Raw genomic sequence first — 13,027 nt, forward strand, 5'->3', positions numbered from 1 at the left:
CTAGTTTCTGGCTTGGCTTTAAGGTATGATTATTGTGTTAATTTAAGGAGCAAGACACATGAAAAACGCAACTGGCGAAAGTTTCGCCAAAATTATTTTACTGGGTGAACATGCGGTGGTGTACGGCCAACCCGCCATCGCTTTGCCAGTCAAAAGCATTCGCTTAACGGCGAGCTTGACTGCCGGGACCGATCAAAGCATTCACTCAAGTTTTTATGCTGGTAGCTTACAAGCTGCAGCCAACACAGATTTTGCCGGGATCGCTGATTTGATCGCGGCGTTATTAAAACACTTCAATGCCGTTGACGCTGGGTTTACCTTAACGATCAAGTCGGCGTTGCCACCAGAACGCGGCATGGGCAGTTCCGCCGCTTGTGCCACTGCCGTTGTGCGGGCATTTTATGCGGCATTTGAACAGCCGTTAAGTCGCGCGCAGCTGCTGGCTTGGACGGCGACTTCTGAACACGCGATCCATGGCAACCCCAGTGGCTTAGATGCGGCAACCACTTCAGCGGATCGGCCGCAATGGTTCGTCAAAGGCCAAGCGCCAGTGCCGATCCAGTTTCCGAAAAACGGCACCTTGGTGATCGCCGATACTGGCATTGCCGGGCAAACCAAGATCGCTGTTGGCGCCGTGGCTAAACATTTAGCTGACGACCCAGACAAAACTACTGCTAGCATTGAAGCCATCGGCCAAGCCACAGTGTTTGCCGCCAAAGCGTTGGCTGAGGATGATCTGTTGGCGCTAGGTGCGCAAATGGATCACGCGCAATTGGCGTTACAAGCACTCGGCGTATCTAATGCGGCGTTGGATCAATTGATCCAAACCGCCAAAGCTCACGGGGCATTAGGCGCTAAATTGACCGGCTCGGGTCAAGGCGGCTGTATGATCGCCTTGGCCAACAATGCTCGCGATGCGCAAACGATCCGCCAAGCGTTGACCCAAGCTGGCGCAACAGCCACTTGGCAATATGATTTTAGCGAAGAAAGGACCCACTGATGACTGCAATCATAGCTCGCGCGCATACGAATATTGCGCTGATCAAATACTGGGGCAAAAAAAATGCCGCCTTGATCTTACCTTACACTGACAGTGTGTCTTTGACGTTGAATGATTTTTATACGGATACCACTGTTGAATTTGATCCAAACTTAACTGCAGATACGTTCTGCTTAAATGATCAAGCTCAACCCACCACTAAGATCACCCCATTTTTAGATTTGGTGCGCGCATTGGCCAAACGCCATGACTTTGCGCGCGTTGCCAGTGTCAACCACGTGCCTACAGCGGCTGGGCTAGCCAGTTCCGCTTCTGCATATGCGGCATTGGCGCTTGCTGCCAGTCGCGCTGCCGGGTTAGACCTAGATGATCAAGCCTTGTCGCGCTTGGCGCGGCGTGGGTCAGGTTCGGCATCGCGCAGTATTTTTGGCGGCGTGGCCTGGTGGCATCGCGGGCATGACGATGCGTCAAGTTTTGCGGAAGCTTTGCCGATGCCTGATCTTGATTTGGCCATGTTGGTGGTGTTAGTAGACGCTGGTCAAAAAGCGATCAGCTCGCGCAACTTAATGGCCAATACGGTGGCGACTTCACCGTTTTACTCCGCTTGGGTGGCGCATAACCAACAAGCCGCTGGGCAAATGGTGTCAGCTTTGGCACACAATGATTTTGCCACGATCGGCCATTTGACGGAACAATCCAGCATGCAAATGCATGCCACGATTTTAGCCAGTGACCCTGCGTTTACTTATTGGACACCAGAAACATTGAAAGCTTGGGCGCTGGTCAAACAGTTGCGCGCTGGTGGCATTCCGGCTTTTGCCACGATGGATGCGGGACCAAATGTCAAGATCTTGACTTTGGCCAAACATGTCCCAGCGATCCAACAAGCTTTGCAAGCAGACTTTGCCAACCGCGTGTTGACGACGACGCCAGGTCCCAAAGCCCATGTGATCGGAGGCCAAAATGACTGAATCTGTGCAATCGCATCGCAAAGATGAACATTTATTTTTAGCCGAGAAATTTTTCCAGCCGCAAGCAAATGCCGACTTTGATCAAGTGCGCTTGATCCATCAGCCTTTGGTGAGCACCAAAGTAGCTGACGTGGATGTGACCCCAGCGGTGTTTGATTGGCAATGGCCATTTTACATCAATGCCATGACTGGCGGCTCCAAGCAAACTGGGGAATACAATGCACGCTTAGGCCGCTTGGCCCACGCCTTGCAGTTGCCGATCGCCACAGGCTCGCAATCGGTCGCTTTGCGCGAGCCTGATCTGGCCAAGACTTTTGCCACTTTGCGCCACAATGATCCTGATGGGTTCATCATGGCCAATCTTGGCGCTAAGGCCACTTGGCAACAAGCCCAACAAGCCGTGGCGATGCTTGATGCCAACGCCTTGCAGCTGCATGTCAATGTGGTCCAAGAAGCGGTGATGCCTGAAGGTGATCGCGATTATGATTGGTTAGCCAATGTTTCAGACGTGATCGCCCACTCAGCAGTACCAGTGATCGTCAAAGAAGTCGGCAACGGAATGACCCATGAAGCCATCGCGCAACTGGAAGCTGCTGGCGCCAAATATTTGGATCTTGGTGGTCGCGGCGGCACGAATTTCGCTCAAATCGAAAACGCCCGCACCCAAGATCCTAGCTTGTTGCAAGATTTGGCCAGCTTTGGCCAAAGTACGGTTGAATCCTTGCTAGAAGCCCAAAATACCCCACTGACGGTGTTTGCCACTGGCGGCGTGCGCAGTCCCTTTGATGTGATCAAAGCCTTACGCCTAGGGGCCAGTGCCGTTGGCGTTGCCGGTTTGGTGCTTCATTGGTTGATCAAACTCGGAGATGCCAAAACTCAAGCCAAACTTGAAGCTTGGCAACAAGAACTCCCAGTGCTTTTGGCCATGCTTGGCGCGCACAACTTCAGGGAGCTCAACCAAGTGCCAGTGGTATATGATCTGGCGCTGGTCAATTACGCCAAACAGCGCCACTTAACCTTAACGTGATCAAAAAACGCACCGGCTTTTGAGTGAAGACTCAAAGCCGGTGCGTTTTTGATTAGACCCGCAACCCTTTAGGATACACGTTTTTGATCGTGCCATTAACTAATTTACCTAACGCATACCCCATGCCATTTAACGTTAACAGCACATAATGCTTGCCAGGCAAGTCGCGCTTGAGCAACTCGCCATGGCGATATTGGGCATATTCTGCTGGCGTGGTCGCCACGCTGAGTTGAAAATCTGCTGGCGTCAGCGCTGTGGCTAAGCTGTGACTCGGTTCAAAGCGATTTTTTTTGAAGGTCCCAACATGCACCCCGGCGCGCACGACATGAACTTTGCGCCAATCTAAAGTCCCTGCAGGCACTAAGAATAACTGGTCTTTGATCGCCAGCAATTGTCCAGACAAGCTGTGCGTCAGATCATTGTCAACAAACGCCTCAAAGTCTTTGCGTTGCCCAGCACTTAAGCGGCTGACATCCGCTAGTTTGCCATGCACCGGCGTATCGCCGGCTTTGACGAACTTCGCCACAAAATGCCCTTCGCCGTTAAGCACTTGTGGCCAAAGCCGCGCCGTCATCGCGACGGCTGCATCATGATCGGCCCATTCAGGCCGACCTGAAGCGATCCCAGCAGTTTTGTTGATCGGCACTAATGTCAAGGGGAGCTCGGCATTGGCCCAGCTGGCGATTTGTTCGTCTTCTTCCGGACTAAAGGTGCAGGTTGAATACACCAATGTACCGCCTGGGCGCAACATGGCCGCAGCTGAGCGTAAGATCAATTTCTGCCGTCGAGCACATTCTTCAGGATAATCCGGGTGCCAATATTGCATCGCTTCTGGGTCTTTGCGAAACATCCCTTCACCAGAACACGGCGCATCCACCAAGATCCGGTCAAACGCTTCTGGCCATGCGGCAGCCAAACTGTCAGGATCGTTATTGGTGATCAAGGCATTGGTAATGCCAAATCGCTCCACGTTGCTGGCTAAAATTTTCGCCCGGCCGCGATTGATCTCATTGGTGACCACTAAGCCTTGATTTTGCATGAAACTGGCGATATGGGTGGTTTTACCACCAGGAGCGGCACATAAGTCTAAAACCCGTTCGCCTGGTTTTGGCGCCAGCACCGTGGCCACAAATTGGGCGCTGGGTTCTTGTGAATACACATAACCGGAGACATGGGCAATGCTGTTACCTTGGACTTTGCCATAATGGCCCCACTGACTCCATGGGACTTTTGGATCGGTGTTGTCTTCAGCCACTGCGGGTTTCAGCGGGTTGATGCGATAACCACTTTGGGCAGGTTCATCGAAGGTGGCCAAAAAACTTGGCGCTTCTTCACCTAATAATTGTTGATACTTGGCTTCAAAGCCAGCTGGAAATTGGGTCATTGTTCATTCCTTTCGCGATCAAAGCGCGCGCGCAAGCCTAGGTAATCCCCAGCTGCAAACACGGCAAGCAATAAAGCCGCATAGATCAGTAAGTAAACATGGTCGGTTAAATAAAAGGCCCACCAAGAAACTGCCACTCCGATCGCGCCAGCGACAACATTATGCGCCACCGCGCGGCCCCACCAGCCGCGTAAATAGCTGGTGACCATGATCGGCGTTAAGCCTAACGCTTGATTCATTGGCACTAAGCGACTGGCCAAAATGCTCAACGCCAACGCCGCCAGCGCCAGCAAGAACAACAGGACCAGCGTTTGGCCTTTTTCTTGCCACCAACTGCGCGAATGAGTGCCAGTGTAGACATATTGGCTGGTAGACGTCGCCCATAGCAAGGTTTTTAAGGTATGGGTATCTTGGTCGATATTGTTACCATCGGCGATCACTGTGAGCTGTTTGATTGCCGGCGCCTCAGTGGCAGCACTGGCGTTTAAGAAGATCGCGGTATTCAAGCGGCTCCCAGAGCGCGTTCCCACCATCCCTAATACTGGGATATAGCGCCCATTTTGCGTGAGATAGCGCTGATTGCTGCCAGCATAAAGTTGATCGGCTAATTGGGAGCCAACCACTGCCACTGGCAAACTAGACGTCAAGTCAGCATCTGAAAACCAAGCACCAGACGCTTGCGGCAGGTTGGCGGCATCGCCTTTGCCGTAATAATAGATCGTCGGCGTGGCGGCTTTGGTTTGAAACTGCACTTGCAGATCATCAAGTTTTGAAGCGGCCAGTTTTTGCACGGCTTGCGCTGGCGTCATTTGGCTGTTGGTGTGGATCACTAACGCAGATTCGGTGATACCAAAATGATTCAACCGGTCGGCATAAGCGGATTGGTCATGCACCGACCAAGTCAGCCCAGCGAGCACCACCAAGCCGATCCATAAGAGATCAAGGATAAATAGTCTTTTCAAAACGGCTCCTTCACTGGATCAAATAGATTCGTTCATTGATCGCATCAAATTGCGGCAGTTGCCGATTCAGTTTCAACAAGCGGCGATCGGCTTTGATCTTGGCCAATGACCAAAATAGCTGACTATCAGTGGCGCCATGGCGTTCACCGATGACAAACCACAGCAATTGTGGAAACTGGCGGCGCATTAAATGCAAAGTATGCGCGTCATTCAGATCATGATCTGGGCTCCAAGCCATCACAACGGCATCGACTTGATCGCCATATGCCCATAACGCCGCATTGGCAGTCAAGGCTTGCGTCGGCACCAAAGGCGTGCGACCAGTCATGTTTTCTTGCGTCCAGGTCAACGCATCTGTGGTGATCACTGAGTTGCCTTGGGCTTTTAAGCCTGCAGAAATATAGCCATTGCCGCTGGCGACTTCCAAATACCGCATTGGGCCAAATAACTGTTGCCACGTTTGAAATAAGGCCTGGTTGACACTGGCCCACATGCCATAGTGATAGGCAAAATACTGGCGAAAGTTGCGTAGCATTTTATCCATCACTTGAATGGTTTTCGCGTCACCGCCGGCCAATACCAGATCCAAATATAAACTTTCATCGATCCCTAAACGCGGTAGCGGCGCAATGGGTAATTGGCGCTTGGCCAAAGCATTGCGCCAGTCAGCCATGGCTTGTACTTGCGCGGCTAAATGCGAATTGTTGAGTTGTTGGTTAAGTTGTAAGAGTTTGGCCCAATAAGGCATATGCATTCCTTTACACCTGAAAAAAGAGCATGCGCGCATGCCCCTTTTTCCTAGATCGTTTGACTGACTAATGGATCCCTAACGCCATTTTGGCATAGCGGCTCATGCGCTCTGGCCCCCATGCGGGATACCACACTAAATGGATCTCAACGTCTTTGATGCCATCGATGCCCATTAGCGCGCGATGAATGTCGTCATCCAAAATATCAGTCAATGGGCAGCCCATGGTCGTTAAGGTCATTTCGACAACGCATTTACCGTTTTCATCCAAATCGACCCCGTAGATCAACCCCAAGTTGATCAAATCGATGCCCAGTTCCGGATCGATGACCGTTTCCAAAGCTTCCAGGATCTCGCTTTTCATTTTTTCAAAATAAGCGGTATCTGTGGTTTCAGCCATGCGCTTACCTCCGATTACTTTTCGTCTGCTTTTAACACGCCGCCAACGGCATAGTGTTCAGTGGCCATTTCATTTAACACGATGTGGATATGTTCTTTCGGCGCGCCAGTGTTTTTGGCGATGGCTTCAGTCACGTCGGCACACATTTGGCGCAATTGTTCGCGCGAGCGGCCAGCGATCAAATCAATATGAACTAATGGCATGAGAAAATCCCCTTTATTCTTGTATGCTGTTATTTTAACATAGATCACGCATTAACGAAAAGAAAGCAATTTGCTTGGCGGCTTCGCATTTTCGCCAAGGTCAAGGTATACTATTGGAGAAAATAATAAGGAAGTGGCACAATGACAACTCGTAGTTCCTGTACCAGTATTTTGATCGGCAAAAATGCAACGTTTGACCACTCGGTGCTCATCGGCCGCAATGAAGATTCAAAAGCTGCATGGCCCAAGCATTTAGTCAAACACCAACCCGTTGCTACCGGCCAAACGTTCACCTCAAAAGCCAATCAGTTCACCATGCCTTTGCCTCAAAAGGCTTTGGCTTACACCGCCACGCCTGAATGGACTGACGAATTTGGCGTCTTTGAAGAAGCCGGCATCAACAGCGCCGGCGTCGCCATGAGTGCCACGGAATCCGCTTATGCCAATATGCGCGTGTTGGCATATGACCCATTTGTTGAAACCGGGATCACTGAAGAAGCGATGGTCACAGTGGTGTTGCCTTTTGTCAAAACCGCCCGCGAAGGCGTCAAGCGCTTAGGCGAGATCGTGGCCAAATATGGCACCGGTGAAGCCAACGGCATTTTATTTGCCGATCACCACGAAGCGTGGTACATGGAAGTTGCCACTGGCCACCGGTTTGTCGCCCAACGCATTCCTGATGACAGTTACGCCGTGGTCGCCAACCAACTGGCGATCCAAGCGGTGGATTTTGCCAGTGATGATTTCATGTACAGCCCTGATCTGCAGGAATTTGCCCAACAACACAATTTGTGGACACCAGGCACGCCGTTCAACTTCCGCCAGATCTTCGGCACTGATTCCAGTTTTGATCGCACCTACAACACTGCACGGGTGTGGGACGGCCAACGCCGCTTGACCCCAAGCGTCAGCCAAGACCCAGAATCAAGCGACTTGCCGTTTATCCAAAAAGCTGATCGCTTGTTGCATGTCGATGACGCGTTTGCGGTATTAGGATCGCATTATCAAGAAACTGACTTTGACCCCGCCGACCCCCACGCGAAATACCCGCATCGCTATCGCCCGATTTCGTTAGCCAAAACCCAAGAAGCCCATGTGTTACAGTTGCGGCAAAACTTGCCGCAACCGATTGCTGATATTCATTGGCAAGCCATGGGCGTGGCGGCGCAAAGCCAATTCGTGCCGTTTTTTGCCGGCACCACCCAAACGCCAGAAAGTTTCCGTCAAGGCGCTTTACCCGCCGATTTGAATGCCGCTTATTGGCAATTTAAACTCGCCAGTGTGTTAGTGGATGCGCATTTCAACCACTTTGCTCGCGATTTAGACGATGTGCAAACCAGCACCCATCAAAAGTTGCTCGCCAGCATCGCCCAAGCTGATGCGGCCAGTGTTGGATTAGACGCCAAAGCGTTAGCTGCGTTGGCGACGACTGCCACCGCTGCCAACGCAGCGATCGCTTTAAACGCATGGCATGACTTCACCATGCATTTGCTGCAAGCAAGCACTGACCTGTCGCCATTGAACTTCACGCATGATACGAATTTGTGATTAAAAACCGGCGCCGCAAAATTTTGCGACGCCGGTTTTTAATTACATGAAGGTATAAGGATCAGTGTTTAGCGTAGAGGCAATGGCGTGGATCCCCCACCCATTGGCTTGTGACCACTGGTTGAGGAGCTCGGCGACATGGGTTTTCATGATGCTTTCGATATGATGGCCCGGATCGATCACTGGCATATCGGCTGCCAGCATGTCATGTCCGGTGTGATAGTAAACATCCCCAGTAATATACACATCTGCACCTGCTGCTTGGGCATCCAAATAAAACTTGCCGCCGTCGCCACCTAAAATCGCCACTGCTTGCACCGGTCGCGTGAGATCATTGGCGATCACCCGCAGCGCTGGCACGCCAAAAGCCTGCTTGACTTGGGCCACAAAGGCTTTCAAGCTGATCGGCTGAGGCAGCTGGCCGATGCGGCCCATGTGCTCTTCATCGCCTGATTCAATAAAAGGCAACACCTGCTTGAGCGTCAACGCCTGAGCCAACCAGTCGTTCATCCCACCGATGGCAGAATCCAAATTGGTATGCGCGGCATACACCAATAGATCATGGCGAATGCAGTTGGCGTACATGGCGATTTGCGGATCGGCGTAATTTAAATTCTTCGCTGGGCGAAAAATCGCCGGATGATGGGCAAAGATCATGTCACAATTCAAGGCGATGGCTTCTTCCACCACTTCTGGACGCACATCCAACGTGACTAACACGCGCTTGACAGGTTTGGTGGCATCCCCAATTTGAATGCCGATCGGATCTCCTGGCACCGCCAAAGATCTTGGGGCGAACTGTTCAAACCGCGCGATCACCTCTAACCCTTTAGTCATGTTGGGCCGCCTTCAACAACGCCAAGCGCGCTTTGACAGCTGCGATTTTTTCAGCGTTATCAGACGTCGCTTTTTGCAAGCTGGCCAAAATAAACTCTTGATTGGCAATATTTCGCGCCAGTTGCTTTTCAAACACGTCACCGCGTTTGCGCGCAAGCACTGGGCCAAATACCAGATCAGCTTCGGTGTATGGCACTTCAGGGCTGGTTTGGCCAGCGACGATGATCGGATACACATGGCCTTCATCTTCTAATAACGCTTCATCCAAGATACCGAATTCATGTTGCGCTAACCATTGCCGCACTGTGTAATCGTCACGGTTCGGCTCTAAAATAAAACTTTCTGTGCCATCAAGTTGCGGCAAGCCGGCTTCGAGTAACTCCACCATCAATTCACCACCCATGCCAGCAATAATGATGGTATCAATATCATCTTCAGGCTGGATGCCGCTTAACCCATCAGCTTGGCGCACCACGATCTGGTTTTGCACCCCAGCTTGTTCAATGTTCGCTTTGGCGATCTTGCATGGGCCAGCACCGATGTCAGAAGCCACTGCAAAATCGATCACCTTGTCTTGGGCTAAGGCGATAGGAATATAAGCGTGGTCCGTGCCGATATCGGCTAAACGGGCGCCTGGTTCGACAAAGCTGGCAATTTGGGCCAAACGTTTGGATAAATGAATTGTCATGTTGATCCCCTTTGAGAAATTTTTCTGTATCTAGTATACCAAACCTTATCGCCACATTGGGGTCGAATTTCGCCTACTGGCACTTGAACAAGCCCAAAAAAAAGCCAGGCATTAGGCGCCTGGCTTTGACATCGAACTATTCAAGGAAATCTTTTAACTGCTTGGAGCGACTTGGGTGGCGCAACTTGCGCAACGCCTTGGCTTCGATTTGGCGGATCCGTTCACGGGTGACACCAAACACTTTGCCGACTTCTTCCAAAGTCCGCGTGCGGCCGTCATCCAGCCCAAAACGCAAGCGCAACACGTTTTCTTCACGGTCTGTCAACGTATCCAACACGGATTCGAGTTGTTCTTTGAGCAATTCGTAGCTGGCGTGATCTTCTGGTGAAGTGGCATCAGCGTCTTCGATAAAGTCACCTAAATGCGAATCATCTTCTTCGCCGATCGGGGTTTCCAACGAAACCGGCTCTTGGGCGATCTTCAAGATCTCACGCACTTTATCCGTTGGCATATCCATTTCCGCGCCAATTTCTTCAGGCGTCGGTTCGCGACCTAAGTCTTGCAACAATTGCCGTTGGATGCGGATCAACTTGTTGATGGTTTCGACCATGTGCACTGGAATACGGATCGTGCGCGCTTGGTCAGCGATCGCACGCGTAATGGCCTGACGGATCCACCAAGTGGCGTAAGTTGAGAACTTGAACCCTTTGCGGTAATCGAACTTCTCAACGGCTTTCATCAAGCCCATATTACCTTCTTGGATCAGATCCAAAAATTGCATACCACGGCCCACATAACGCTTGGCAATAGATACCACCAAACGCAAGTTGGCTTCAGCCAAACGCTGCTTAGCTTCAGGGTCGCCAGCTTCGATTTTCAAAGCCAACGCGACTTCTTCATCGGCAGTCAACAAGTTGACGCGGCCGATCTCTTTGAGATACATCCGCACCGGATCATTGATCTTTACGCCACTTGGCGCCGAAAGATCTTTCATTTCCTTTTTGGTGACGGCTTTGGTGCTTTTGATCGATTGAACCGAAGGATCGCCGTTTTTATCGACAACGGAGATCCCGTTGTCTTCAAGGCGCTGCATCAAATCATCAACGGCTTCGCTACGCAATGCAAAAGGCTTGACCACCTTGGTCGCTAAATCAGCATCCGTGATCTGCTTGGCCTTTTTGTAGTCTTTGATGATCCGCTTTACAGCAGCATCATATTTTGGATCGGTTTTCGTGGTTTTTTCAGCCATTAAAGTTCCTCCTTGAAAATGCCATTGCTTATTCAGCAACACTTCCGGTCTTATAAGCACGCAATAACTGCAAATATTGCATCCCTAATTGGGTCGCCCCCGCTTTGTCGCCTAACACTTGCGCTTGACGCAAGGCTGATTTGATCTGTTGCAACTTGGCATAAGTGGCTTCTTTGCCAGCCAGTGCCACCAACTCGTCGATCAGATCACTATCTGCTTCAGGATAAGGTTGTTCACTTAAATTGGTTGCCAACGCCACCAAGTCTTGCGGCACATGGTCCAAATACCCAGCAAACTGCGGCGGATCAGTCGCTGCCGCATACCTCACCCAAGCATCAAACAAATTTTGATATTGGGCGTGTCCGAATTGAAAATCACTGCGATGCAGCCGCGACGCCACTGCCGGCTCGCGCCAAGCATAAGCCAACAATTGACGCTCGGCTTGTTCGAACTTGTCAAAATGCTGGACTGGCGCGGGTTGCATGAAAGTATCCAATTGGCGATGATCTTCAATTGGCGGTGGTGCCTCATCAGGTATCGGCGGCAGATCAACGCGCGGTTGGGCTTGCGGAAGCGAAACCTTTAAGTCGTTGACCGCCACGCCGGTGATCTGGCTGATCTGTTGCAAGTATACCGCTTGCTCGGCGCCAGCAGGGACTTGCGCAACGGTTTTTAGCGCACTTTGCAAATACTGGAGCTTATCAGCATCATTGGTCATGTCCAGTCCAACAGCATCATGATGCAAGGCAAAAGCCGTTGGCGTCAACACCGTTTGGACTTGTTGCTTAAACGCATCGGCGCCGCGCGCTTTGATATATTCGTCTGGATCCATGCCATCAGGTAACACCACCACATTGGTTTGCAGGCGGCTTTGGTGTTGCACCAAAGTCAACGCGCGGGCGGTGGCATTTTGCCCGGGTTCATCGCCATCATAGCAAATCGTCAACTGCCGCGTGTGTTTGGCAATGATGCCGACTTGTTCTTGGGTCAAGCTGGTGCCCATGGAGGCGATCCCCACTGGCACGCCGGCTTGATAGGCAGCAATGACATCCATGAACCCTTCAAACAAAATCGCTGAGCCAAATTGCTTGAATTCACCTTTAGCCGCATCTAAGTTGAATAACACATCGCGCTTGTTGAACAGCTTGGTTTCTGGACTGTTCAAGTATTTAGCTTGATGCGTTTGGCTATCCAACACCCGCCCCGAAAAGCCGATCACGTCACCGAACGCATTTTTAAGCGGAAACATCACGCGATCATTAAAGCGGTCAAACAACGTGGCGTGGTCATCTTCGACAAACAACCCGCTGGCACGCTGCGTGGCGTAATCCACTTGTTGGCCTTCTAAAAATGTCCGCATCAACGTGCGCTCTTTAGGCGCGTAACCGATATCGAAGTGATCGATCGTTTCACGACTCAACCCGCGATCCGTCAAGTATGCCAGCGCCTGTTCACCAGCTTGGGTATTCACTAAAATGTGATGACACATGTCAGTGACTTTCTTCAGCAGATCCATTTGCGCGGCCACTTCAGGATCGACTGGCGCGCGATCAGTGTGCACCGTCACGCCAAGATCGATATGAGCGAATTCAGCGACTTTCGCGACTGCTTCAGGGAAGCTCACTTTGTCATATTGTTGGACAAAGGAAAAGACGTTGCCGCCACGGCCACAAGAAAAGCATTTAAAGATCTGCTTGGACTCATTGACCGAAAAACTTGGCGTGTTTTCGTCATGGAAAGGGCAAATACCAAACAGGTTTTGACCAGCATTATGCAATTGCACATACTGGCCTACGTAATCGGCAATGTTGACGCTATTGCGCACTTCGTCGATTTTAGTTTCCGGAATTATCCCTGCCATGCCCTCACCTCCTCGTAGCGGTAAAAAGTCGCACTTCAAGGTGAAATGCGACTTTTGAGATCGTGTCAGTGCAAAATACTGCAACCTATAGTATAGTCGCTACCGGTCCGTATTGCAAGCACTAATAATAGGTAAGTAAGCAACTTTTT

The 13,027-nt window shown here is 51.1% G+C and carries 13 protein-coding genes; 4 read left to right on the top strand and 9 right to left on the bottom strand.

The annotated features are described in order from the left end of the window. Positions 1-58 precede the first annotated feature (58 nt). The 3 genes from mvk to fni are packed head-to-tail and all read left to right on the top strand — an operon-like array spanning position 59 to position 2,998. Positions 59-1,000: a mevalonate kinase gene (gene mvk / locus ACKTSG_RS00515; RefSeq protein WP_407890896.1), complete on the top strand. Its 942-nt coding sequence runs from the start codon at positions 59-61 to the stop codon at positions 998-1,000. Next, complete coding sequence (gene mvaD, locus ACKTSG_RS00520; RefSeq protein ID WP_407890898.1) at positions 1,000-1,971, top strand: diphosphomevalonate decarboxylase; 972 nt, start codon at positions 1,000-1,002, stop codon at positions 1,969-1,971. Before mvk ends, mvaD begins: the two co-directional genes overlap by 1 nt. Continuing rightward, a complete protein-coding gene (fni, locus tag ACKTSG_RS00525) occupies positions 1,964-2,998 on the top strand; it encodes a type 2 isopentenyl-diphosphate Delta-isomerase (RefSeq protein WP_407890900.1) in 1,035 nt (344 codons plus the stop codon). Before mvaD ends, fni begins: the two co-directional genes overlap by 8 nt. Positions 2,999-3,050: 52 nt before the next feature. Here fni and ACKTSG_RS00530 read toward each other — a convergent pair whose 3' ends face one another. The 5 genes from ACKTSG_RS00530 to thmT all read right to left on the bottom strand — a co-directional run bounded on the left by ACKTSG_RS00530 (position 3,051) and on the right by thmT (position 6,695). Further along, on the bottom strand, positions 3,051-4,382 hold the full coding sequence (locus ACKTSG_RS00530; RefSeq protein ID WP_407890902.1) for an RsmB/NOP family class I SAM-dependent RNA methyltransferase: 1,332 nt from the start codon (positions 4,380-4,382) through the stop codon (positions 3,051-3,053). Then, positions 4,379-5,344, bottom strand: a complete 966-nt coding sequence (locus tag ACKTSG_RS00535; protein ID WP_407890904.1) for an ABC transporter permease — start codon at positions 5,342-5,344, stop codon at positions 4,379-4,381. Before ACKTSG_RS00535 ends, ACKTSG_RS00530 begins: the two co-directional genes overlap by 4 nt. 10 nt (positions 5,345-5,354) lie before the next feature. After that, on the bottom strand, positions 5,355-6,092 hold the full coding sequence (locus ACKTSG_RS00540; protein ID WP_407891149.1) for an SAM-dependent methyltransferase: 738 nt from the start codon (positions 6,090-6,092) through the stop codon (positions 5,355-5,357). A gap of 67 nt (positions 6,093-6,159) precedes the next feature. After that, the gene (locus tag ACKTSG_RS00545) at positions 6,160-6,492 is read right to left on the bottom strand and encodes a metal-sulfur cluster assembly factor (RefSeq protein WP_407890906.1); all 333 of its coding nucleotides are present in this window, start codon (positions 6,490-6,492) and stop codon (positions 6,160-6,162) included. Positions 6,493-6,506: 14 nt separating this feature from the next. Continuing rightward, positions 6,507-6,695, bottom strand: a complete 189-nt coding sequence (gene thmT / locus ACKTSG_RS00550) for a 2-hydroxymuconate tautomerase (protein ID WP_407890908.1) — start codon at positions 6,693-6,695, stop codon at positions 6,507-6,509. Between the two features lie 141 nt (positions 6,696-6,836). Here thmT and ACKTSG_RS00555 point away from each other — a divergent pair, with 141 nt between their 5' ends. Beyond that, positions 6,837-8,243 (top strand): C69 family dipeptidase, encoded by a 1,407-nt coding sequence (locus ACKTSG_RS00555; RefSeq protein WP_407890910.1) that lies wholly within the window; start codon positions 6,837-6,839, stop codon positions 8,241-8,243. A gap of 42 nt (positions 8,244-8,285) precedes the next feature. On the opposite strand, the gene ACKTSG_RS00560 is transcribed toward ACKTSG_RS00555, so the two are convergent. The 4 genes from ACKTSG_RS00560 to dnaG all read right to left on the bottom strand — a co-directional run bounded on the left by ACKTSG_RS00560 (position 8,286) and on the right by dnaG (position 12,869). Beyond that, positions 8,286-9,080, bottom strand: a complete 795-nt coding sequence (locus ACKTSG_RS00560) for a Nif3-like dinuclear metal center hexameric protein (protein WP_407890912.1) — start codon at positions 9,078-9,080, stop codon at positions 8,286-8,288. Continuing rightward, a complete protein-coding gene (locus ACKTSG_RS00565; RefSeq protein WP_407890914.1) occupies positions 9,073-9,768 on the bottom strand; it encodes a tRNA (adenine(22)-N(1))-methyltransferase in 696 nt (231 codons plus the stop codon). Before ACKTSG_RS00565 ends, ACKTSG_RS00560 begins: the two co-directional genes overlap by 8 nt. Positions 9,769-9,904: 136 nt before the next feature. After that, positions 9,905-11,017 carry an RNA polymerase sigma factor RpoD gene (gene rpoD / locus ACKTSG_RS00570; RefSeq protein WP_407890916.1) on the bottom strand — a complete coding sequence of 371 codons (1,113 nt, stop codon included), beginning with the start codon at positions 11,015-11,017 and terminating at the stop codon, positions 9,905-9,907. 28 nt (positions 11,018-11,045) lie between these two features. Continuing rightward, on the bottom strand, positions 11,046-12,869 hold the full coding sequence (gene dnaG, locus ACKTSG_RS00575) for a DNA primase (protein ID WP_407891151.1): 1,824 nt from the start codon (positions 12,867-12,869) through the stop codon (positions 11,046-11,048). Positions 12,870-13,027: the final 158 nt, after the last annotated feature.

Origin of the sequence: Lacticaseibacillus salsurae, from assembly GCF_045862175.1 — a bacterium.
GTDB classification, from domain to species: Bacteria; Bacillota; Bacilli; order Lactobacillales; family Lactobacillaceae; genus Lacticaseibacillus; species Lacticaseibacillus salsurae.